20 protein-coding genes are annotated in these 21,350 nt (G+C 61.1%); 10 read left to right on the top strand and 10 right to left on the bottom strand.

What is annotated here, in order from left to right:
• The first annotated feature begins 257 nt into the window (after positions 1-257).
• The 3 genes from PRZ01_RS12685 to PRZ01_RS12695 all read left to right on the top strand — a co-directional run bounded on the left by PRZ01_RS12685 (position 258) and on the right by PRZ01_RS12695 (position 3,383).
• Positions 258-2,201, top strand: a complete 1,944-nt coding sequence (locus PRZ01_RS12685) for a glucokinase (RefSeq protein WP_273597162.1) — start codon at positions 258-260, stop codon at positions 2,199-2,201.
• A gap of 162 nt (positions 2,202-2,363) precedes the next feature.
• Positions 2,364-2,936 carry a GGDEF domain-containing protein gene (locus PRZ01_RS12690; protein WP_273597163.1) on the top strand — a complete coding sequence of 191 codons (573 nt, stop codon included), beginning with the start codon at positions 2,364-2,366 and terminating at the stop codon, positions 2,934-2,936.
• Positions 2,937-3,044: 108 nt separating this feature from the next.
• A complete protein-coding gene (locus tag PRZ01_RS12695; RefSeq protein ID WP_273597164.1) occupies positions 3,045-3,383 on the top strand; it encodes a DUF6172 family protein in 339 nt (112 codons plus the stop codon).
• Between the two features lie 29 nt (positions 3,384-3,412).
• On the opposite strand, the gene PRZ01_RS12700 is transcribed toward PRZ01_RS12695, so the two are convergent.
• Positions 3,413-3,859, bottom strand: a complete 447-nt coding sequence (locus tag PRZ01_RS12700; RefSeq protein WP_273597165.1) for an SRPBCC family protein — start codon at positions 3,857-3,859, stop codon at positions 3,413-3,415.
• A 78-nt stretch (positions 3,860-3,937) separates the two neighbouring features.
• The gene (locus tag PRZ01_RS12705) at positions 3,938-4,639 is read right to left on the bottom strand and encodes a type IV pili methyl-accepting chemotaxis transducer N-terminal domain-containing protein (protein WP_273597166.1); all 702 of its coding nucleotides are present in this window, start codon (positions 4,637-4,639) and stop codon (positions 3,938-3,940) included.
• A 520-nt stretch (positions 4,640-5,159) separates the two neighbouring features.
• Between PRZ01_RS12705 and PRZ01_RS12710 the strand changes: the two genes are divergently transcribed.
• From PRZ01_RS12710 to PRZ01_RS12725, 4 genes are all read left to right on the top strand, one after another.
• A complete protein-coding gene (locus PRZ01_RS12710; RefSeq protein ID WP_273597167.1) occupies positions 5,160-5,864 on the top strand; it encodes a serine O-acetyltransferase in 705 nt (234 codons plus the stop codon).
• Positions 5,865-5,897: 33 nt separating this feature from the next.
• On the top strand, positions 5,898-6,656 hold the full coding sequence (locus PRZ01_RS12715) for an alanyl-tRNA editing protein (RefSeq protein ID WP_273597168.1): 759 nt from the start codon (positions 5,898-5,900) through the stop codon (positions 6,654-6,656).
• Between the two features lie 17 nt (positions 6,657-6,673).
• Entirely contained in the window at positions 6,674-7,894 is a 1,221-nt protein-coding gene (locus tag PRZ01_RS12720; RefSeq protein ID WP_273597169.1) for an MFS transporter, read from the top strand.
• A 93-nt stretch (positions 7,895-7,987) separates the two neighbouring features.
• Positions 7,988-8,857 carry a pyridoxal-phosphate dependent enzyme gene (locus PRZ01_RS12725; RefSeq protein ID WP_273597170.1) on the top strand — a complete coding sequence of 290 codons (870 nt, stop codon included), beginning with the start codon at positions 7,988-7,990 and terminating at the stop codon, positions 8,855-8,857.
• Positions 8,858-8,951: 94 nt separating this feature from the next.
• Here the strand turns inward: PRZ01_RS12725 and PRZ01_RS12730 are convergent, their stop codons facing one another.
• The 8 genes from PRZ01_RS12730 to PRZ01_RS12765 form a co-directional block, all read right to left on the bottom strand.
• Complete coding sequence (locus PRZ01_RS12730; RefSeq protein WP_273597171.1) at positions 8,952-10,133, bottom strand: acyl-CoA dehydrogenase; 1,182 nt, start codon at positions 10,131-10,133, stop codon at positions 8,952-8,954.
• Positions 10,134-10,243: 110 nt separating this feature from the next.
• Entirely contained in the window at positions 10,244-10,660 is a 417-nt protein-coding gene (locus PRZ01_RS12735) for a RidA family protein (protein WP_273597172.1), read from the bottom strand.
• A 30-nt stretch (positions 10,661-10,690) separates the two neighbouring features.
• Positions 10,691-12,307 carry an AMP-binding protein gene (locus PRZ01_RS12740; protein ID WP_273597173.1) on the bottom strand — a complete coding sequence of 539 codons (1,617 nt, stop codon included), beginning with the start codon at positions 12,305-12,307 and terminating at the stop codon, positions 10,691-10,693.
• A gap of 102 nt (positions 12,308-12,409) precedes the next feature.
• Positions 12,410-13,570 (bottom strand): acyl-CoA dehydrogenase family protein, encoded by a 1,161-nt coding sequence (locus tag PRZ01_RS12745; RefSeq protein WP_273597174.1) that lies wholly within the window; start codon positions 13,568-13,570, stop codon positions 12,410-12,412.
• A 1-nt stretch (position 13,571) separates the two neighbouring features.
• Positions 13,572-14,417 carry an enoyl-CoA hydratase family protein gene (locus PRZ01_RS12750; RefSeq protein ID WP_273597175.1) on the bottom strand — a complete coding sequence of 282 codons (846 nt, stop codon included), beginning with the start codon at positions 14,415-14,417 and terminating at the stop codon, positions 13,572-13,574.
• Positions 14,414-15,025: a MarR family winged helix-turn-helix transcriptional regulator gene (locus PRZ01_RS12755; protein WP_273597176.1), complete on the bottom strand. Its 612-nt coding sequence runs from the start codon at positions 15,023-15,025 to the stop codon at positions 14,414-14,416. The genes PRZ01_RS12750 and PRZ01_RS12755 overlap by 4 nt, the downstream gene beginning before the upstream one ends.
• A complete protein-coding gene (locus PRZ01_RS12760; RefSeq protein WP_273597177.1) occupies positions 15,025-15,822 on the bottom strand; it encodes an SDR family NAD(P)-dependent oxidoreductase in 798 nt (265 codons plus the stop codon). Before PRZ01_RS12760 ends, PRZ01_RS12755 begins: the two co-directional genes overlap by 1 nt.
• A gap of 22 nt (positions 15,823-15,844) precedes the next feature.
• Positions 15,845-18,217, bottom strand: a complete 2,373-nt coding sequence (locus tag PRZ01_RS12765; protein WP_273597178.1) for a bifunctional salicylyl-CoA 5-hydroxylase/oxidoreductase — start codon at positions 18,215-18,217, stop codon at positions 15,845-15,847.
• Positions 18,218-18,418: 201 nt separating this feature from the next.
• Between PRZ01_RS12765 and kynB the strand changes: the two genes are divergently transcribed.
• From kynB to kynA, 3 genes are read left to right on the top strand one after another with little or no spacing between them, the layout of a single operon-like run.
• Complete coding sequence (gene kynB / locus PRZ01_RS12770; protein ID WP_273597179.1) at positions 18,419-19,063, top strand: arylformamidase; 645 nt, start codon at positions 18,419-18,421, stop codon at positions 19,061-19,063.
• A gap of 17 nt (positions 19,064-19,080) precedes the next feature.
• Entirely contained in the window at positions 19,081-20,382 is a 1,302-nt protein-coding gene (kynU, locus tag PRZ01_RS12775) for a kynureninase (RefSeq protein ID WP_273597180.1), read from the top strand.
• On the top strand, positions 20,379-21,302 hold the full coding sequence (kynA, locus tag PRZ01_RS12780) for a tryptophan 2,3-dioxygenase (RefSeq protein ID WP_273597181.1): 924 nt from the start codon (positions 20,379-20,381) through the stop codon (positions 21,300-21,302). The genes kynU and kynA overlap by 4 nt, the downstream gene beginning before the upstream one ends.
• Positions 21,303-21,350: the final 48 nt, after the last annotated feature.

The following is a 21,350-nucleotide window of genomic DNA, read 5'->3' on the forward strand; positions in this document are numbered from 1 at the left end:
CAGTCAGCCATGAAATAGAACGAAAATTGGCAGCTCATCTCACACACCTGATCGGATCAGTGTTTAGATTTTCAACAAATCGGTTCCGCATTTGTAGTTCAGATACAATTTTTGGTCGTTTCATGGACAAGTCAAGATGGGTGCTATTCGTCTCGGTGCAAGCTGCCATGCCAGCCGGCAGGACCGCATAATGCGTCGCGCCGCCCGGCTTTGCTCATCGCTTATTTCATGCAGCCCTTGGACTGCACCACATCGACATGTCGCGTCAGCCCAGCTTTGACAGCCCTCGTTTGATTGCCGCCATTGACGGCAGCGAGGCCCGTTTCGCACGGGAGTCCGCCCCTGGCCACTTCAGCCAGATTACCTCGCTGCGCTGTGCAGACTATGCCGATTTCCATGCGGCGGTCAACGCCTATCTACAGGGCTCGGGCGCCAATCGACCCGAGGGGGGGCACAACATCCTGCATGCGGCCATCGCCATCGCCAATCCGGTTGAAGGCGATCAGGTGCGCATGACCAACTGCCACTGGCATTTCTCCATTGAAGAGATGCGCCAGCGCCTGGAACTTGAAACGCTGGTGGTGGTGAACGACTTCACCGCGCTGGCGATGGCGCTGCCTACCCTGGGTCCGGGCGATGTGCGGCAGATTGGCGGCGGCGAGGCGCGCATGCCCAGCGTGATTGGCCTGCTGGGCTGCGGGTCGGGCCTGGGCGTGTCGGGCTTGATTCCTGCGACCGAAGGCTGGATTGCCCTGGGCACGGAAGGCGGCCACACCCATTTTTCACCCCGTGATGAACGCGAAATTGCCATCCTGCGCCACGCCTGGAAGCAGTTCGAACATGTGTCCTTCGAGCGCTTGGTTTCCGGCCCCGGCCTCGAATTGATCTACCGCGCCCTGGCCGAATTCCACCATCAAACGGCCGAAGACCTGCAAGCCCCTGAAATCACCCAGCGCGCCCTCGACCGCAAGGAGCCGCTCTGCATCGAGACGCTAGACGTGTTCTGCGCCCTGCTCGGCACCGCCGCGTCGAACCTGGCCGTCACCCTGGGCGCCCTGGGCGGTGTCTATATCGGGGGCGACATCGTGCCGCGGCTGGGTGCATATTTTGATCAATCGCTATTCCGCACCCGCTTCGAGGACAAGGGGCGATTCAGCGCCTATGTGGCGGCCATTCCGACCTTCGTCATCACCGCCGAGCACGCCACCTTCAAGGGGGCCTCGGCCATCCTGAAGTCGCAATTGCAGACATTGGAGGCTTCGCCCGGCTCGGCCATCCTCGGTCAGATCCGGCGCGCTTGCACGGAGCTTTCACCGGCCGAACTGCGGGTGGCGAAACATGTGCTGGCGCGTCCGCGTACCGTGCTCAGCGCCCCCATCGTGGAGATCGCCCGGGCCGCCCAGGTCAGCCAGCCGACGGTAATCCGCTTCTGCCGCTCAATGGGCTGCGAGGGTTTGTCTGATTTCAAACTGCGGCTGGCCTCGGGCCTCACCGGCACGGTGCCGCTCACCCACACGCAGGTGAATCTTGAAGATTCAATGGACGAACTGGGTGCCAAGGTACTGGGCAATACCGCCTCGGCCATCCTGCAGGTGCGCAACCAACTGAACCGGGAGATGATTGACCGCGCCATCGACCTGCTGCTGGGCGCCGGCCATATCGAGTTCTACGCGGTCGGGCATTACGGCGTGGTGGCGCAGGATGCGCAGTTCAAATTCTTGCGCTTTGGCATGTCGGCCACGGCGTACACCGACACGCGGCTACAGGCGCTGGCCGTCAACGTGCTCAAGCCGCGCGATGTGGTGGTCATCATCAGCAGCGGCGGCCAGCTCAGCGAATTGCTGGGGGTGGCCGAAAAGGCGCAACAGCGCGGCGCCTATGTGGTGGCTATCACGGCCGGCCAGTCCCCGCTGGCCAGAAATGCCGACGCGGCCCTGATCGTCGACCACGTGGAAGACGTGGCCTCGCACCTGCCTATGATCAGCCGCATCCTGCACCTGCTGATCATCGACATTCTGGTGGTCGGCGTGGCCATGCGACGCAAGCCCGAGAGCGGTGATTTGTTGACGCGTGCACCTCAACAAGCCCTGGATGACCAAGAATTGCAAGGCAGCGCAGGTGGCACCACGGGTGCCCGGCGTGCGGCGCTGGGTGTCAGCCTGGCGTCGCCCCTGTCGAGGTTGACCTCGCACAGCCGCTGAACGGGCGGCTGTGCGAGGCACCCAACACGTACGGTCGTCCAGGTTTCATGCGATGCATCAAGCTTGATCCCGCAAAGTGCCTGAAAAAGGCGGCCTTGACGGCCGGGCCGGGGCTGGCAAGTCGCATACTATGGGGACGCAACTCTCACAACGGAGACCTCAATGCCCAAGCTCGTAGCCGAGAAGATTGAACTGAGTGGATTGCTGGATCGCAGTGCCCTGCAGGGCCTGCTGGATCAGGCGGCGGCGCAAGCCATCGCCCAGTCGCAAGCACTGGCCGTGCTGACCCTTGACGTGGACCATTTCAAGGACTACCAAGACGATCAAGGCTTGGCGCAGGCCGAAGCCGCCTTGCTGAGCCTGGCCAAGTTTCTACAAACCCAACTGCCCGCAGGTGCAAGCTTGGCGCATTTAGGCGCCGACAGCTTTGTGGCCGTGCTGCCGGGCCAAGACATCACCGCAGCGCTCGCCAGCGCCGAGTCCTTGCGTGAAGCCGTGGCCCTTGAGCTTTCATCTTTGGCCAGCCCGACGCCCTTGACCATTTCACTGGGTGTTGCAGCCAGCCCGACGGGCGGCAACTGGTCCGCTCGCGGCCTGCTGTCTCTGGCAGATACCCGCATGACCTTCGCCAAAAAGCGCCTGTTGCCCCACCACAACCACAGCTGGGCAGGCAACCTTCCCTCAGACTGGTACGCCCGCATGGACATCGAGCCGGGCTTTTGGCCCAGCGTTTAAGCGTCCTCGGGGGCCCCGCTGGGTGGGAATGAGCAGCCGACAAGCGCCATTTCACCCGGCGGACTGCCAATGCGTGGACAATTCAGGCTTACATACTGAAAGCCCGCTTTGAAAAAGACCTACTCCCTGCGCGTCGAGGGCAAGCACCCTGAGCGCTTGCTTGAAGCCATCAAGTACGAAATCCGCAAGTACATCAAACGCGAGCAAGGCAAACCCCTGCCCAAGGGTGCCGACATCTGGGACTTCGATTGCCGCATCGGCCTCACGCCCGACGACGCCAAGAACACGCATCCAGCAGAGATCAATCTCGCCATCAACGAATTGGTGCAAGGCGGCGCTACCGCCTTCTACGTCGAATTGCAGGCCAAGCCCGCATTGCGCCGGCCCCGCACCGCACCCCAGGTCATTCCGCGCAATGACGAGAGTGGTGGCGCCGAACTGAGCTGATCCGTTCAGCTAGCGCTGCAGCGTTGCAGTCAGCCCGGAATTTCGGGCTCGACCAAGTTCGCCAGCTGCGCCAGCGACTCCTGCCACCCGAGATAGCACATCTCAAGCGGAATGGTCTGTGGCAAGCCGGACTGCTCGATGCGAAGCTCAGTTCCACACAACACCGGCTTGCATTCAATCCTGACCTGGATGACACCCGGCAGATTGGGGTCATCAAACTTGTCGGTATAACGGATCAACTCACCTGGAATCAGTTCCAGGTACTCGCCGCCAAAGCCATGCTGGGTGCCGGTCAAAAAATTCTCGAACGACATCTTGAACCTACCGCCCACTTGCGCATCCAGTTGATGAACTGTGCAGACAAAGCCGTAAGGCGGCAGCCACTTGGCCAGGGCGCCGGCTTCCAAAAAAGCGCGATACACCTTCTCCGGCTTGGCCTTCAACACGCGATGCAATTGAACCGTTCCGCTGGACATGCCTTGACTCCTTGACGGGCTCATGGGGCGTTTCACACGAGCGATGGATTGTCTTGTCGCCAGGGCCCATGCGCTGCATCAGCCTTTGACCAGACTGAGCCCCTTGTGCGCGAGTTTATCCACCTCGCCACTGATGCGCGACAAAGTGCCCGCCACAACAGAAAACTCGCGCCCCACCACACCCGCCCGCGCCGCAATCACCTGAGCGTTGAAGGACACCACCTTGGCCTCACGCGCAACCAGCCGGATCTCCTCCACGATCTCACCAATCTGGCGCACCAAGGTGGCCTCATTGCGCGTGTTGATTTGATCCAGCGCCTGCGTGGCCCGATTGAGTGCAGCAAGCACCACATCAATGCGGCTAACGACACATTCAAGCGCATCCGCACGATCCGCCACCCCACCGCCTTTGCATAGATCCAAGGCCCGGCGGCAATCGGTAATGAACCCCGTCACCACCTCGCTCACCCCTGCGGGCCCCAAGTAAACGTCCTGCATCAGTTGCGTGTCAGTGGCCGGCATGCCTTTGTCTCGCAGCACCCGCAGGATGCTCGCTTGGCTGTCGGTGAACAAGCGCAGCGTCGACTCAGCCGCCTCGGCCTTTTCAACCTGCCCCTGCGCCGCCAGCAAGATCAACAACACCAACCGCTGCGACAGCATGCGTTGCCGTGCAGCGAGATTGATGATGGACATCTCTGGAGAATCCGCAGGCGACGCCAAGGCCGGCCGATTCGCGTTTGCACTTGCGCTTGCGCTTGCGACATTCAAAGGATGGGACATGGCGTGACTCCAATCAGTGGGAAACAAATCTCCCACGGATAAGAGCAAGCTCCATGCCATGCCAGCCCTCGCAGGGGTGACCTGCCCAATCGGTTGGGGTCAGAACAACTCAACTCGCCGTCACGAACTGTGCTGATATTTTCAGCGCATCCTTTGTCCTCCAAATGCGGCTCATTCGTTCTACCAAGGTTGACCTTGAGAAACATGGGGAATAACGACAAATTCGTATTGCGCCGTGCCCTCTAAATATGGGACAAGGTCATGAAAATCACGACATCGCAACCAGTTCATGTTTTGAGGCTGCTAGCATAAAGAATAAATCCAGCACAAACACAGGTACTTGATAGACTTACATGCAACAACAAATAATGCCAAGCCGTACGCATCACCGTCACACCACAATCAACAGCACTATTTTTATCAAAAAATAAATATAAAACAAACCATCTCACAGGCATTCAAAAATAAACTTCAATTAAATGAATCAACGCACATCGCTTCACCGCTCTGGAGTACAGGTATGGATCCAACAAGGATCTTAGACAACCAGTTGCGCGCCGCGTTATATGACAGCTGTGACCCTGTATTTACAGACTGCGTGCTTTCAACTGTTGACTGGCAGCGCTTGCATACCCTACTGAGTAGTGACCTCGCAGCATTTTCAAGCAAAGACCCTGCTGCACATGGCGACCCTTTACTCGTCCTGCAAAGTTACACCGCCTTCAAGGCGGTACTTCATTACCGTCTATCCCATGCCATTCTGACCGCCCAATACCCCATTGAGTTGTCGGCACTTCGACTTGGCTATGCCTATCAATTGGCCAATCGCGGAAAGATGCAATCCGGTATTGAAATTCACCCCAACGCAAGTATTGGCGAACGATTCATCCTTGATCATGGTTGGGGCACAGTGATCGGAGAAACCGCAGAAATTGGCGATGATTGCTACATTCTTGGAGGCGTCACGCTCGGCGCCAGAGGCATCTTCGATAATTCGGACGACAAACGCCATCCGACTCTTGGAAATCGCGTTCAGGTAGGTGCATTCGCTCGATTATTTGGACGCATCCACATCGGCGACGATACCTTCATTGGTCCCAACTGTGTCATCAAAGATGACATACCATCAAATTCCGTCGTCACGATTCGATCCGAACTACAACTGGTGCGGCAACGAAAAAAAGATACCCCAAAAACAAGTAATTCATTGATTCACAATCACTGACAAAAGCCTCCCCACTCAATTCCTGGAATCCCTATGCTGGACAGAAAAACGCTGAAGCTGTATTACGACCAACCCTACGCCTCCACTTGCGGTGCAACGGTCGTGCGCGTCGGTGCCGACTACATCGAGTTGGATCAAACCATTGCATTTCCAGTCGGTGGCGGCCAAGAAGCGGATCAAGGCGTCATCATCGTCGCCGGCGTATCCATGCGTTTCATGGAAGTTAAAGCCGTGTATGGCACGCCCGCATATGGCAGTGAATTTCCTGACGTCAAGGTCGGGGGCGTCATCTGGCACATGATTGCAGGCGAAGACCAGGGGCTGCTTCCAAGGGTTGAGGTGGGGCAGCAAGCCTGCGTACGCATCGATGTACGCCGACGTGGTGCACTCGCGTTGAGTCATACCGCGTCGCACCTTGTCTATCTTGGCATATTGAAGCAACGGCCTGACGCGATCAACGCAACCTTGGGTTGCCACATCGGGACGACTGCTGCGCGTTTTGACTTCTCGATAAAGCGCCGTTTTGAGCCGGACGACTTGTTGGCGATCACCCAAACTGCCAACGAATTGGTCGCCCGTGCACTCCCCATCGAAACCTTTGCACACGAGGCGGTGCCCGATGCTCGCATCTGGCTTTGCGACAACATGACCATTCCCTGCGGTGGTTTGCACCTGAGCAATACAGCACCCGTCGGCGAACTTGTTGTACGTCGCAGGAGCCTGGGTGCTGGCAAGGAACGCATTGCCTGCGAATTTCCAGCCGCCACCTTCGCGGTTGATGCCTACATTTAGTCAAGAAAAAGCCCTCGATGACTGCAATCAACAGGCAGGGACGACTGCCCATTTCCACCTATCTGCTGGTGCTGGCGCAAGCGATCAATCTCACCGCGGCGGTGCTGTCGGTCACAATTTCAGCGCTGGTTGGCGTCAAAACTGCACCCAGCCAGGCATGGGGTACGGTGCCCTACGGCATGCAATTCGCAATGGTGATGCTTTGCACCTACCCCGCTGCGATGATCATGCGCAAACATGGTCGCCGGTTCGGCTTTGCGACAGGTGCCGCAATGCTTTTCTTCGCCGGCGGGGTCGGCTATCTGAGCGTCGTGCACCAGAGCTTTCTCGGCTTGATTCTGGCCCACGGTCTCCTGGGCATGTATATCTCTTGCGCCAACTTCTATCGCTTTGCAGCGGTGGACAACATCGCAAACGATCAAATGCCCCGCGCGTTGTCATTGGTGGTGTCGGGCGGTGTGCTGGCTGCTCTGGTGGGGCCCATATTGTCCACGGCCCTGCGGGAAATCGCAGGATTCGTCGAGTTCTCACTCTGCTATGCGGTACTTAGCCTGCTTGCCATGCTGACCTTCGCCATCCTGGCCTTCTGGAAGCCGACGGAGTCCAAGGCAAAGCCAGCGCAGCCCTCGTCCGGCAAGCTCAACAACGGCAACTCGAGCAATGGCGTCATCTACATGGGCATCACCAGCGCCGCGATAGCCTACCTAGTCATGAACCTGCTGATGGTGCAATCGTCGCTGGTCATGAAATCTCTGTGCAGTTTCAACGCAGCCTCCATGGCAATTCAGATGCATGTGCTGGCCATGTTTTTGCCCTCATTCATCACTGGCAAGCTCATTGCAAAGATTGGCGTACGGTGCGTGCTGGGGTTGGGATTTACATCCTTGGCGATTGCGGCAGGCATTGCGGTGTTCTTTCCCACCGACTACCCGTTCGTCCTGGGCGGTCTACTCGCACTGGGTTTGGGCTGGAACCTTGCTTATGTCGGTGGCGGGTCGCTTCTGACAGAGCATGTGCAACCCGATAAGCGCCACACATGGCAAGGCATCAATGACACAGCCATCGCGGCCTGCGCGACCTTGGGCGCATTCATGCCATCGCCACTGCTCTCTCTGATGGGATGGGAGGGCAGCAACGCCCTGGCACTGGGCCTGTGCTTGGCAACAGGTATCAGTGGCTGGATTTACCTTTCACCCAGAAGAAAATTCGCACCTGCCGCCAAGGCCAAAGCACGGTGAAAGCCATGCAAAAAACTGCCCTTTAATTCCTCAGGATGAGCGCAATTTCTCATCGTTAACTGAACTTTACCCAGGCTTGCTCGTCAAGTTGGAATGCAACAACCCAGGCGCAAGTCACAAGGCCAGGGCGGCGCGTCGCGTCGCGTCGTAAAGAACGCGCTCGAGATTGGGGGCATCGTGCCCGGCGAAACCACGGTGATCGAAAAAACCGGCGGCAATTTCGGTTTCGGCCTTGCACTTGCTTGTGCAGAGATAGGGGTATCGGTTGAACTCGTCGTCGGATTGAGTTTCAGTCCGGTCAAACGGCAATGCCTTGAATTCTTCGGCGCCAAGCTCATCGGCATCGACATGTTGAAAAAAGGTGCCGCGCCACGCGAGGTGATTTTGCGGTACCTGGTGAACGCAGAATCGATGGGGAAGCGCTACTTCTACACAGACCAATTCAACAACATAGGCAGCCTGGAGGCTCATTTAGAGGAGACTGGCCCCGAATTGAGCCGTCAATTGGCAGTTGGCTTTCCCCACGTTAAACGGCTGAGTTTTGTCGCCTGTGCCGGCACGGGCGCCAGTCTGACCGGCATCGCAAGATCGCTGCGGGCATCAGGCTTTCAGATTGACGTGGTGCTTGTGGAGCCGGAAGGCTGCGATTCCAGCACAGGAAAGTTCTGTGATCATCCTTTCGAGGGCATGTCCGTCGGCGTCAGCCCGCCTTTCTTGGATTGGACCCACATTAACCAGACGCAGTGGGTAAGATTTTCAGATGTAGTGAAGACGCAGCGGCGAATTTCCGTTGAACGAGGATTTTTTGTTGGCAATACCTCGGCGGCCTGCCTCCATGTGGCTATGCAGATGCGAAACCATCTCGCAGCGGACCACAAAGTACTGACGATCGTTTATGACCACGGGCTGTGGTATCTCAATACAATTTTTGCAGACCCAACGTTGACGCTCCGCGCAGATTGACCACGCATCCAATGGGGGAGTATCAGTTGGGGGCAAAGCTACTCGCCTCGCGGCACTCAGCTCGGGCGGTCTGCCCCCCAACCCGCGCAGTCAGTTAGAAGCTCGCGATCCCCGTCATCGCACGGCCCAGAATCAGGGCGTGGATGTCGTGGGTGCCTTCGTAGGTGTTGACCACTTCAAGGTTGACCAGGTGGCGGGCGATACCGAATTCGTCGCTGATGCCGTTGCCGCCGAGCATGTCGCGGGCCATACGGGCGATGTCCAGGCTTTTGCCACAGCTGTTGCGCTTCATGATGGAGGTGATCTCAACCGCCGCAGTGCCTTCGTCTTTCATGCGTCCCAGACGCAGGCAGCCTTGCAGGCCGAGGGTGATTTCGGTCTGCATATCGGCCAGCTTTTTCTGGATCAACTGATTGGCTGCCAGCGGCTTGCCGAATTGCTGCCGATCCATCGTGTACTGGCGGGCCTTGTGCCAGCAGTCTTCTGCGGCGCCCAGTGCCCCCCAGGCAATGCCGTAGCGGGCGCTGTTGAGGCAGGTGAATGGGCCTTTGAGGCCGCGCACCTCGGGGAAGGCGTTTTCTTCAGGGCAGAACACCTCATTCAGCACGATTTCGCCGGTGATGGAGGCACGCAAACCGACCTTGCCGTGAATGGCCGGGGCGCTGAGGCCCTTCCAGCCCTTTTCGAGCACGAAGCCGCGGATGGCACCTTCATCGTCTTTGGCCCAGACCACAAACACGTCGGCAATCGGGCTGTTGGTGATCCACATCTTGGCGCCGCTGAGTGCGTAGCCACCCGCCACTTTTCGGGCCCGTGTCACCATGGAACCGGGGTCTGAGCCATGGTTGGGCTCGGTCAGGCCGAAGCAGCCGATCCATTCGCCCGAGGCCAATTTAGGCAGGTACTTCTGCTTGGTAGCCTCATTCCCAAACTCGTTGATTGGCACCATCACCAGCGAGCTTTGCACGCTCATCATCGAGCGATAGCCAGAATCCACGCGCTCCACCTCACGCGCGATCAAACCATAGGCCACGTAGTTGAGGCCCGGGCCACCGTACTCCGGCGCAATGGTCGGACCGAGCAGGCCGATGGCGCCCATTTCACGGAAGATGCCGGCGTCGGTGCGTTCGTGCCGAAATGCCTCCAGCACGCGAGGCGCCAAGGCGTCTTGGCAATACGCGGTGGCGGCATCGCGCACCATGCGTTCGTCGTCGCTGAGTTGTTCGTTCAGCAGCAGTGGGTCGTCCCAGTGGAAGGAAGCTTTGGATGAACTCATGAAAGGATTCTCTTCAGTAATTTCAGTAGATATCAGCAGATTTCAATCGATCTCAGCACAGGCTGAGCTAAACATACCTCAAGCCACGTGGGGCAGCAGTCGCCCAGGAGTCAAGCCCCCAACACGGCGGTAACCTCGATCTCGACCTTGGCGCGGTCTTCCATCAAACCGGCCACTTGCACCGCGCTCATGGCAATCTGATAGTCGCTGCCCAGCACCTCGCGATAGACCTGGCCCACCTCGCGGCCACGGGCCAAGTACTCGCGCTTGTCCAGCAGGTACCAGGTCATGCGCATGATGTGCTCGGGTGTGGCGCCCGCCTCCGCCAGCACCGCGCGCACGTTCAGCAGCGCTTGGCGCACCTGCGCCACAAAGTCATCGCTCTCGAATTGGCATGCCGCATTCCAACCAATCTGCCCAGCCACGAAGACTAAACGCCCGGTGGCCACCACGCCATTGGCATAACCACGGGGCGCCGCCCAGCCGGGCGGTTGCAGCACTTGCTTGTGTAAATTTATCGGGTTCATCGTCGCGTCACTCCATTTTTGGATCGCCCCTCACGGGCCATTTTCCCGCAGGCGAAAACGTTGCAGCTTGCCTGTCTCGGTGCGCGGCAAGGTGGCGCAGAACTCAATGACCCGGGGGTATTTGTAAGGGGCCAAGTGTGCCTTCACAAAGTCCTGCAGCGCTTGCACCAAGGCATCGCTGGCGACCTCTCCGGCTCTCAGCACCACAAAGGCCTTGACGATCTGCCCACGTGCTTCATCGGCCTGGCCCACCACGCCGCACTCCGCCACCGACGGGTGCAGCAGCAGGCAGGCCTCCACCTCCGGCCCCGCGATGTTGTAACCGCCGGAGATGATCATGTCGTCGGTGCGGGCCTGGTAGATGAAGTAACCGTCTACGTCAACGCAATAGGCGTCGCCGGTCAGGTTCCAGCCATTCAGCACATAGGCCTGCTGGCGATCGTCCGCCAGGTAGCGGCAACCCGTAGGGCCCTTCACCGCCAGGCGGCCCACCTGCCCGGCTGGCAACACGTACCCGGCATCGTCCAGCACCACCGCTCGGTAACCCGGCACTGGCACCCCGGTGGCACCCGGTTTAGCACGCTCAGCCTCATGAGAAATGAAGATGTGCAGCAACTCCGTAGCACCAATGCCGTCGATCAACTCGATGCCCGACGCCGCCTTCCACAAGGCCCGCGTGGCGGCCGGCAGGGCCTCCCCGGCGCTGACGCAGCGCCTCAGGCAACTCACATCATGCCCGCCCAGCTGTGGCGACATGACGCGGTAGGACGTTGGGGCGGTGAAGCAGATCGTGGCGCGATAGGTTTCAATCGCCGCCAGCAAAGCCTCGGGTGAAGCCTTTTCGAGCAGCACGGTGGACGCACCCACCGTCATCGGAAACAGCAACAAGCCACCCAAGCCGAAGGTGAAGGCCAGCGGCGGGCTGCCGATAAACACGTCCTCAGGCAGCGGCTTCAGCACATGTGGGGGCCAGCAACGGCAAATCGCCATCACATCCCGATGAAAATGCATCGTACCCTTGGGCTTGCCGGTTGTGCCGGAGGTAAAAGCGATGAGGCTGCAATCCTCCGCACCCGTGTCAACATTGCGAAAGGTCCCTGGCTTGTTCGCGGCACGCGCCTCCAGGCCGTCGCTGGCTTCGCTGTGGAACAGCAGTACTTGCCGCAAGGTCGGGCACTTCGCCTGCGCGCTGCGCAATTCGGCGATCAGGCGTTCATCGCACAAGGCATGGCTGACCTCGGCTTTTTGTATCACCTGAACCAATTCTCCACAGCGCAACAGCGGCATGGTGGCTACAGCGATACCGCCTGCTTTTTGAATGGCAAACCAGCAAGCCGCCAGATACGGCGTGTTGGCGCCACGTAGCAACACCCGATTGCCCGGCACCAGCCCGAGGTCTTGCACCAGCACATGCGCCATGGCGTTCGCCTGGGCCTGCAGGTCGGCGTAGGTCCAGCGCAGGCCTTCGCCCTGTATGCACAGGCGGTCACCCTGCCCGGCCTCAACCCAGCGGTCCAGCAGTTCGGTGGCGCAGTTCAGCCGCTCAGGAAACTGCAGCTCGGGCAATTCAAAAATCAACTCAGGCCACTGCTCGCGCGGTGGCAGATGATCGCGTGAGAAGGTGTCTTGGTGGGCGGTGTAGCTCATGGTGATGTGCCTGACCTTGCGGGGTGGGTCGTGGTTGACGACTTGCGTTGAGCCTCCTTGATAGAGAGGCCCCTGTACGCGGCATGACGGCGGGCTGCCGGGTTATTTCAACAGGTCCCGTCCGATGATCAATTGCTGGACTTCGCTGGCGCCTTCATAGATGCGCAGGGCCCTGATTTCACGGTACAGGGACTCCACCACCTCGCCGGTCTGCACGCCGCGGCCGCCATGCAATTGCAAGGCTGCATCGATCACGCGTTGCGCCCCTTCGGTCGCCATCAGCTTGGCCATCGCCGCCTCACGGGTCACCGTTTGGCCTTGATCGCGCTGCCAAGCAGCCCGGTACACCAGCAAGGCGGACGAGTCCACGGTGCAAGCCATGTCAGCCAGCTTGGCCTGCGCCAGCGGCATATCCGCCAGCGCGCCGCCAAACATGGCACGCCCCTTGGCCTGCGCCAGGCCTTCTTGCAGGGCGCGCCGCGCAAACCCCAGGGCCGCAGCGGCCACCGAGGTGCGAAACACATCCAGCGTGCGCATCGCCACTTTGAAACCCTCACCCGGCGCACCAATCAGGGCTGACCTGGGCAGGCGGCAATCGGTGAATCGCAAGCGCGCCAGTGGATGCGGGGCGATCACTTGGATGCGCTCGGCAATCTCGAAGCCGGGCGTTTGCGCGTCCACAATCAAGGCGCTAATGCCCCGCGCCCCCGGCGCCTCGCCGGTGCGGGCGAACACCACGTAGAAATCGGCAATGCCGCCGTTCGAGATCCAGGTCTTCTCACCGTTTAGCACGTAGTGGCCGCTGGCCTCATCCCACCATGCACTGCACTGCAGCGCAGCCACGTCGGACCCGGCTTGTGGTTCAGACAATGCAAATGCAGCCAGAGCGTCACCCCGGGCCACAAGCGGCAGATAACGCGCACGTTGCTCAGAGCTACCCGCCAGCGAAATGGCGCCCGAGCCCAACCCCTGCATGGCGAAGGCGAAGTCGGACAAGCCGCTGTAGCGGGCCAAAGTTTCCCGCAGGATGCACAGCGCCCGGGTGTCGATCACGTCTGCAACGCCGCCCAAGGCTTGCCCCGCCACGGCATGGCGCAACCAGCCGCCTTGCCCCAGGCGCTTGACCAGGGCCAGGCATTCAGCATCAACATCGCTGCCATGCGCATGCGTCAGCTCGCGGGCACACCAAGCGTCCAGCTCGGCGGCCAGGCGCCGGTGCTTGTCGTCAAAAAAAGGCCACTCCAGATGTTTGAGCTGTCCCATCTCAGTCTCCCTTGAACTCAGGCTTTTGCTTGGCCGCAAAGGCCTGGTAAGCCCGGTGAAAGTCCTGCGTCATCATGCAGATGGCCTGGGCCTGCGCTTCGGCCTCAATGGCTTCGTCGACCCCCAGGGCCCACTCCTGGTGCAACATCTTCTTGGTCATGGCATGTGCAAAGCTGGGGCCAGCGGCAATCTCCTGGGCCCATTGCACGCTGGTGTCCAGCAGCACCTCCGGCGCCACCAGCCGGTTCAAAAACCCCCAGTTCAAGGCCTCGTCTCCGCCGAGGCTGCGGCCGCTGTACAGCAGATCCGACGCACGCCCTTGCCCAATGATGCGCGGCAAAATGCTGCAAGCGCCCATGTCACAGCCAGCCAAACCCACCCGCGTGAACAAAAACGCCGTCTTGCTGCGCGAGGTACCCACCCGCAGGTCAGACGCCATCGCCATGATGGCGCCCGCACCGGCGCACACGCCGTCGATGGCGGCGATGAGTGGCTGCGGGCAGGCACGCATCGCCTTCACCAGATCGCCCGTCATGCGGGTGAAGGCCAGCAGATCCGGCATGCTCATCTGCGTGAGCGGGCCGATGATTTCATGCACATCGCCGCCGGAGCAAAAGTTTTCACCCGCGCCTTGGATGACCACGGCACGCACCGCGTCAACCTGGCACAGGGTACGAAACAAATCGCGCAACTCGGCGTAAGACTCGAAGGTGAGCGGGTTCTTGCGCTGCGGCCGGTTCAGCGTGATCACGCCCACCGCGCCGCGCTGCTCCCAATTGAAATGCCGGGGCGCAAAGCCCTGCAGACTCTGCCGATTGCCCGCGGCAAGCGGTGATTGCTGATTCATCGATTCTCCTTGGAATGCCTAGCCGGCGCAGCGGCCCCGGGGTCAAAGGCGGTGAGGTGCGTTTTCAGGCCCGCCAACAGGCCCTGCACCTGTGCTTGCTGCTCCGGGCTCCAACCCGCCAGCAACTCCAGCACCCATTGCTCATGCGTGCCCGCCATGCGCTTGAAGGTGCGCCGGCCCAATGACGTGAGTTTGACGGAATAACTGCGGCGATCCGTGGGGTGAGCCGTGCGCAGCACCAGCCCTTCAGCCTCCAATTGGTCGGTGAGGCCGGTGATATTGCCGCCGGTCACCATCAATCGCTGCGACAGCTCGCGCATGCTCAAGCCTTGCGGATGGCGCTCCAGCTGCGCCATCAGATCAAAGCGCGGCAAGGTCGTGCTGAACTCCTGATGCAGCCGGCGGCGGATCACGCCCTCGATCCGCGTGGTGCAGCTGAGCAACCTCAGCCAGAGCCTGAGTGCTTGATGGTCCTCGCCGCGCAGGCGTGATTCGAGGTCGGGCGAGGCGACGCGCTCCACATTGACGACGGGGCTTGCTGCTGCGGATGTCGTTATGGCAGCCTCAGTCGCGGCTTCAACGCGGGGCTTGCGACGGGCCGTTGCCATTACATCAACTCCCCACCACACACGGCGATGGCCTGCCCGTTCATGGCTGCACTCTCGCGCTGCGCCAACCAGATCACCGCTTGGGCCACCTCTGCAGGCTGAACCAGCCGCCCTTGTGGATTGCTGGCCGTGAAGGTGGCACGCGCCGCTTCAACGCTGCGCCCGGTTTTTTCAACCAGAGTGTCGACGGCGCGGTGCATGATGTTCGTCTCGGTATATCCCGGGCACACGGCGTTGACGGTCACCCCGCGCTTGGCCACCTCCAAAGCCAGGGCACGGGTCAGCCCCACCACCCCGTGCTTGGCGGCACAGTAGGCAGCCACGTAGGCATAACCCGTTAGCGCGGCGGTGCTGGCCACGTTGATGATGCGGCCAAAGCCGTTGGCGAGCATGCCAGGCAGCACCTCGCGGCTGCACAAAAAGGTGCCGGTCAGATTGACATTCAGCAGTTGCTGCCATTGCGCCAGGCTGGTGCGCTGCAAAGGCGCCGTCTCCACCTGCCCGGCGTTGTTGGCCAAAATATCCACCGGCCCGAAATGCGCCGCCACCGCCGCAAACGCCTGCCGCACCGACGCTTCATCACCCACATCAACGCAGCTGAAGCTCACGCGGCCCGTATCCGCCCAAAGCGCCGCCTGCACTTGAAGGCGCGCCGCATCCCGCCCCATCAAACTGACCTTGGCACCCGCCGCCAGCAACTGGCCCGCAATGGCCGCGCCAATGCCGCTGCCCCCGCCCGTAACCACGGCGTGCAGGCCCGCCAAGGCGCCCGGTGCCAATGTGCTGCTGCCCGTCATTGCGTGCGAACCTTCCATTTCGTCAGACCCCCATAGCCTTCAAGGCCGCTTCTTGCGCACCCGCCGCGGCGCCCGCCTGGGCCCGCTGCCGCTCAAAGTCACGCTCCAGAGGCGACTTGCCCGACAAATAGGTGCGCGGCCATTCCAGCCCGACCGGGCCCGCGTAGCCAATGCGCGCGGCCTCGAACAAGGTCCAGGCAGGGTTCGCCAAATGAGGGCGGGCAATGGCACACAGATCCGCCCGACCCGAGGCGATGATGCTGTTGACATGATCGGCTTCTGAGATGGCACCCACCGCCATCGTGGCGATGCCCACCCGATTGCGGATGCTTTCCGACATAGGCGTCTGCCACATTCGCCCGTACACCGGCCGCTCCTGCTTGCTGACCTGGCCCGACGACACGTCGATCACGTCCGCCCCAGCCGCCTTGAATTGCGCGGCAATTTCCACGGCGTCTTCAGGCGTGGTGCCGCCCGCCACCCAGTCGTGGGCGGAGATGCGCACCGACATCGGCCGCGCCTCGGGCCAGACTTCACGCACCGCGCGAAACACCTCCAGCGGGAAGCGCAAGCGGTTTTCAAGCGAGCCCCCGTAGGCATCGCTGCGGTGATTGGTCAACGGAGAAATAAAACTCGACAAGAGGTAGCCGTGTGCGCAATGCAATTCCAGCCAATCGAACCCCGCCTCGGCAGCGCGCCGCGCCGCGACCCGAAAATCAGCCAGCACTTGGTCCATGTCCTCTCGGCCCATGGCCCGCGACACCTGGCTCACACCGTCCAGATATTGCTGGGGCGAGGCGGACATCAGCGACCAGTTGCCGGTCTCCAAGGGAAGGTCGATGCCGTCCCACGCGGGCCGGGTGGAGCCTTTGGCGCCCGCGTGGCCCAGTTGCATGGCGATCTTGGCGCTGCTGTGGGTGTGCACGAAATCGACGATTCGGGCCCAGGCCAGTCCCTGCTCATCGGTGTACAGCCCCGGGCAGCCGGGCGTGATGCGGGCGTCGACCGAGACACAGGTCATCTCCGCGAACACCAAGCCCGCGCCGCCCAGGGCCCGCGCCCCCAAATGGCTAAGGTGGTAGTCGCCCGGCAGGCCGTCGACACAGCTGTACTGCGCCATAGGCGACACCACCACCCGGTTCTTCAGCGTCAGCCCACGTACCGTAAAGGGCGTGAACATGGGTGGCACCGCCGCTTGCTCCGCCGGCAAACCGGCGCGCTCGCCCAGCCATTGCTCGAAGCGAGCCACGTAGCCAGCGTCGCGCAGCCGCAGATTCTCGTGCGAGATTCGCTGAGAGCGCGTCAGCAGGGAATAGGCAAACTGCTCGGGCGCCAACTGCGCATGCCGGGCCACGTTCTCAAACCATTCGGTAGAGTTGCGGGCCGCATTTTGAATGCGCAAAACTTCGACCGCCCGGGTCTGCACGTAATGCGTCAGCGCAGCGGTGAGATCGCCCGGCTTCTCGGCAATGCAGGCGGCCAGCGCAATCGCGTCCTCCAGCGCGAGCTTGGTCCCCGAGCCGATCGAAAAGTGCGCCGTGTGCGCCGCATCGCCCATCAACACGATGGGCGTAGGCGCGGCACCTGAAGCAAGCGGCGCGCGAACATGCACCCAGTTCTTGCACACCACCCGGGGAAAGCGAATCCACTGCGCCGAGCCCCGCAGATGGCTGGCGTTTGAGTGCAGCGCGTGCCCACCCAGAATCTTGGCAAACAAGCGCTCGCAAAAGGCAATGCCCTCTTCCTTGCTCATGGCCTCCAAGCCGGCGGCCCGCCAAACCTCCTCCGGCGCCTCCACGATAAAAGTGGAGGTGTGTTCATCAAATCGATAGGCGTGGGCCTGGAACCACCCCCACTCGGTCTGCTGGAAATCAAAGGTGAAGGTGTCGAACCTGCGATGCGTGCCCAGCCACACAAACCGGCACTGGCGCAGGTCGATATCCGGCTCAAACGTGGCGGCGTACTTCTGGCGAATGCGGCTGTTCAAGCCGTCTGCCGCAATGATCAGATCGGCGTCTATCGTCGCGTCATCTTGCAACTCGCATCCGAAGCGCAAGTCCACCCCCAAGGCCTGGCAGCGCGTTTGCAGAATGCGCAGCAAATGCATGCGGCCAATGCCGCAAAACCCGTGCCCGCCCGAGCGCATGCGGCGGCCCTTGATATGAACGTCAATGTCGTCCCAATGATTGAAGGCGGCCAAAATTTCATCGGCCGTTTGGGCATCGGCGGTACGCATGGCCGCCAGGGTTTGGTCAGAGAACACCACGCCCCAGCCAAAGGTATCGCCCGCCTGGTTGCGCTCCAGCACCGTCACTTCATGCGACGGATTTTGCTGCTTCATCAGCAAGGCGAAATACAGGCCGGCCGGACCGCCGCCAATGCAGGTAATGCGCATGATCATGCCTCTTTTTTGCAAAACAACTTTATAACCATATAGTTTAGTAGTCAATTACTTTGATACCACTTGCCGGCCTGACTTGCCCGATCGAAAATGCCAGCCAGCGAGATTGAGGCCTTGTTGGAATTAACCGACACCACGTACCCTTGAGCCTTGCTAACGTGCCGCCCGCAAGGACGCCTTGGTCCAGGAGTAGCAATGAGCACAAGCGCACAAGACCACCGCCGGATCTGGGACATATCGCCCTCGGTGTCGCCCGATTCCCCCATTTTTCCGGGTGATGAGCCCTACGCACTGCGCTGGACGGCGCAGCTCGCCGCCGACTGCCCCGTCAACCTGAGCGCCATCACGCTGTCGCCTCACGTTGGCGCGCATGCCGATGCGCCGCTGCATTACGCGAATGGCGCCGCCAGCGTGGGCGAGCTTGATCTGGCGCCCTACCTCGGGCCTTGCCGGGTGATTCATGCGATTGATTGCGGGCCGCTGATCCACATCAATCATCTGCAACACGCGGCGCAAGCGTTGCCCGCACGCGTGCTGGTGCGCTGCTGCACAAAGGCCAGCGAAACCTGGCAGCCCGAGTTCAGCGCCTTCGCCCCGGAAACCGTGGCCTGGTTGGCACAGCAAGGCGTGCGCCTGATCGGCTTGGACACACCCTCCGTCGACCCTGCCAGCAGCAAGAGCCTCGACAGCCACCAGCAATTGCTGCGCCTGAACCTGCGCGTGCTGGAAAACCTCGTGCTGGACGAGGTGGCCGAAGGCGACTACGAATTGATTGCCCTGCCGCTGAAGTTGAGCGGCGCCTGCGCCTCCCCTGTGCGCGCCATCTTGCGGGCATTTTGACCCCACTGGACAAAGCCATGACACTCCAACGACACGACTGCCGGGCCCTTGATCAAACCGATCCACTGGCCGCCCTCAAAACACAATTCGACCTGCCGCCCGGCGTGATCTACCTGGACGGCAACTCGCTCGGCGTATTGCCCCGCGCCACCGCCACGCGGGTTCAACAAGTGATCCAGCAAGAGTGGGGCCAAGACCTGATCAAAAGCTGGAATACCGCCGGCTGGATTGACCTGCCCGAGCGCATCGGCAACAAGATCGGCCGCCTGCTGGGCGCCGCACCCGGCCAAACCCTGGTAGCCGACAGCACCTCGCTGAACCTATACAAAGTGCTCTCAGCGGCCCTGTCCCTGCAGCAGGCTCGGGACGGTGCGCGCAAGGTGATCGTTTCCGAGCGCAGTAACTTCCCCACCGACCTCTACATCGCTGCCAGCCTGGCCGCGCAATTTGGCGCGCGCCTGCAACTGGTGGACAGCCCGGAAGAGATCGCCCCGTTGCTGAACAATGAGCTTGCCGTGCTGATGCTCACCCAGGTCAACTACCGCAGCGGCTATCTGCACGATATGGCCGCAATGACCCAGGCGGCACATGCAGCCGGCGCCCTGATGGTGTGGGACTTGGCCCATTCGGCCGGCGCCATTCCTGTCGACCTGAATGCGGCGGACGCCGACTTCGCCATCGGCTGCGGCTACAAATACCTCAACGGCGGCCCCGGTGCGCCGGCCTTTGTATGGGTGCATGCGCGTTGGATTGAATCATGCCGCCAGCCCCTGGCCGGCTGGATGGGGCATGCATCGCCCTTCCAGTTCACCACCGACTATGCGCCGGCCCCGGGCATTCGCCGCTTTGCCTGCGGCACGCCCGCCCTGCTTTCACTGGCGGCGCTGGAGTGCGGCGTCGACACCCTGTTGGCGGCCGAGCCCCTCGGCGGCATGGCCGCACTGCGGCAAAAATCGGTGGCCCTGACCGAACTCTTCATCGCACTGACTGAGGCACGCTGCGGTGAACTTGGCGTTCGACTGGCTTCACCACGGGACGCAGCCCAACGCGGCAGCCAGGTCTGCCTGAGCCTGGCGGCGCCCCTGGAACATGCCAGTTATGCCGTGGTGCAAGCGCTGATTGAGCGCGGCGTGATCGGCGATTTCCGCGCCGGTGATCCAGCCCGGCTGGAGGCCGTGCCGCACATCCTGCGCTTCGGTTTCACCCCGCTGTACCTCAGTTTCACCGAGGTCTTCGATGCCGTTGAACACCTCTACCAAGTCCTGAAACAACAAGAATGGCAAGCCCCCCGCTTTGCCGCCAAAGGAAAAGTCACATGAGTTGCCCCTACCAACCCGAAGGCGCGAACGCCATTTCAACCGCTTCAGCCACTGCAGGTACGGCAGGTACGGCAGGTACGGCAGGCAGCACCGAACAAATCGTCAGGCAAGAAGGCGCCCAGCTCGACTTCTCCAAAGACATGAGCTACGGCGACTACCTGCACCTCGACCAAGTCTTGAGCGCGCAGCACCCGCTCTCGCCCGAGCACAACGAGATGCTCTTCATCGTCCAGCACCAGACCTCCGAGCTGTGGATGAAGCTGATGCTGCATGAAATGCAGGCTGCGGTGGAAAAATTGGCTGCCGACCAGTTGCCGGAGTCGTTCAAGATGCTGGCCCGTGTCTCGCGCATCATGGAGCAACTGGTGCACGCATGGGACGTGCTGGCCACCATGACCCCGCCTGAATATTCGGCCATCCGTCCCTATCTGTCGAACAGCAGCGGCTTTCAGAGTGCACAGTACCGCCGCATCGAGTTCATGCTGGGCAACAAAAATGCGGCCATGCTCAAACCCCACGCGCACCGGCCCGACTTGCTGGCCGAGGTGCAAGCCGCGTGGCGGGCGCCCTCGCTCTACGATGAAACCTTGCGCCTGATGGCGCGGCGCGGAATCCGTGTACCTGCCGAGTCACTTGAGCGGGATTGGACGCAGCCTTACCAGGCGCATGAGGGCGTCAAGGCCGCCTGGCTGGAGGTCTACCGCCAACCCCAGGCGCACTGGGACCTCTATCAAATGGGTGAAGAACTGGTGGACCTTGAGGATGCGTTCCGCCTATGGCGCTTCCGCCATGTCACCACGGTGGAGCGGGTCATTGGCTTCAAGCGCGGCACCGGCGGCACCTCCGGCGTGGGCTATCTGCGCAAGATGCTGGACGTCGTGCTGTTCCCTGAGCTTTGGGCCTTGCGCACAGAGCTTTGAGAGGCCCGGTGCGGCAAGGCATTGGCGACAAAGCCCTACAATTCCGCA

This window comes from Roseateles koreensis (assembly GCF_028595305.1).
Classification (GTDB): domain Bacteria; phylum Pseudomonadota; class Gammaproteobacteria; order Burkholderiales; family Burkholderiaceae_C; genus Paucibacter_A; species Paucibacter_A koreensis.

Excerpts from the sequence above, each read along its gene's own strand:
- PRZ01_RS12685 (WP_273597162.1), top strand. The coding sequence starts at position 258 with ATGTCGCGTCAGCCCAGCTTTGACAGCCCTCGTTTGATTGCCGCCATT.
- PRZ01_RS12690 (WP_273597163.1), top strand. The coding sequence starts at position 2,364 with ATGCCCAAGCTCGTAGCCGAGAAGATTGAACTGAGTGGATTGCTGGAT.
- PRZ01_RS12700 (WP_273597165.1), bottom strand. The coding sequence starts at position 3,859 with ATGTCCAGCGGAACGGTTCAATTGCATCGCGTGTTGAAGGCCAAGCCG.
- PRZ01_RS12705 (WP_273597166.1), bottom strand. The coding sequence starts at position 4,639 with ATGTCCCATCCTTTGAATGTCGCAAGCGCAAGCGCAAGTGCAAACGCG.
- PRZ01_RS12710 (WP_273597167.1), top strand. The coding sequence starts at position 5,160 with ATGGATCCAACAAGGATCTTAGACAACCAGTTGCGCGCCGCGTTATAT.
- PRZ01_RS12715 (WP_273597168.1), top strand. The coding sequence starts at position 5,898 with ATGCTGGACAGAAAAACGCTGAAGCTGTATTACGACCAACCCTACGCC.
- PRZ01_RS12720 (WP_273597169.1), top strand. The coding sequence starts at position 6,674 with ATGACTGCAATCAACAGGCAGGGACGACTGCCCATTTCCACCTATCTG.
- PRZ01_RS12725 (WP_273597170.1), top strand. The coding sequence starts at position 7,988 with ATGCAACAACCCAGGCGCAAGTCACAAGGCCAGGGCGGCGCGTCGCGT.
- PRZ01_RS12730 (WP_273597171.1), bottom strand. The coding sequence starts at position 10,133 with ATGAGTTCATCCAAAGCTTCCTTCCACTGGGACGACCCACTGCTGCTG.
- PRZ01_RS12735 (WP_273597172.1), bottom strand. The coding sequence starts at position 10,660 with ATGAACCCGATAAATTTACACAAGCAAGTGCTGCAACCGCCCGGCTGG.
- PRZ01_RS12740 (WP_273597173.1), bottom strand. The coding sequence starts at position 12,307 with ATGAGCTACACCGCCCACCAAGACACCTTCTCACGCGATCATCTGCCA.
- PRZ01_RS12745 (WP_273597174.1), bottom strand. The coding sequence starts at position 13,570 with ATGGGACAGCTCAAACATCTGGAGTGGCCTTTTTTTGACGACAAGCAC.
- PRZ01_RS12750 (WP_273597175.1), bottom strand. The coding sequence starts at position 14,417 with ATGAATCAGCAATCACCGCTTGCCGCGGGCAATCGGCAGAGTCTGCAG.
- PRZ01_RS12755 (WP_273597176.1), bottom strand. The coding sequence starts at position 15,025 with ATGGCAACGGCCCGTCGCAAGCCCCGCGTTGAAGCCGCGACTGAGGCT.
- PRZ01_RS12760 (WP_273597177.1), bottom strand. The coding sequence starts at position 15,822 with ATGACGGGCAGCAGCACATTGGCACCGGGCGCCTTGGCGGGCCTGCAC.
- PRZ01_RS12765 (WP_273597178.1), bottom strand. The coding sequence starts at position 18,217 with ATGCGCATTACCTGCATTGGCGGCGGTCCGGCCGGCCTGTATTTCGCC.
- kynB (WP_273597179.1), top strand. The coding sequence starts at position 18,419 with ATGAGCACAAGCGCACAAGACCACCGCCGGATCTGGGACATATCGCCC.
- kynU (WP_273597180.1), top strand. The coding sequence starts at position 19,081 with ATGACACTCCAACGACACGACTGCCGGGCCCTTGATCAAACCGATCCA.
- kynA (WP_273597181.1), top strand. The coding sequence starts at position 20,379 with ATGAGTTGCCCCTACCAACCCGAAGGCGCGAACGCCATTTCAACCGCT.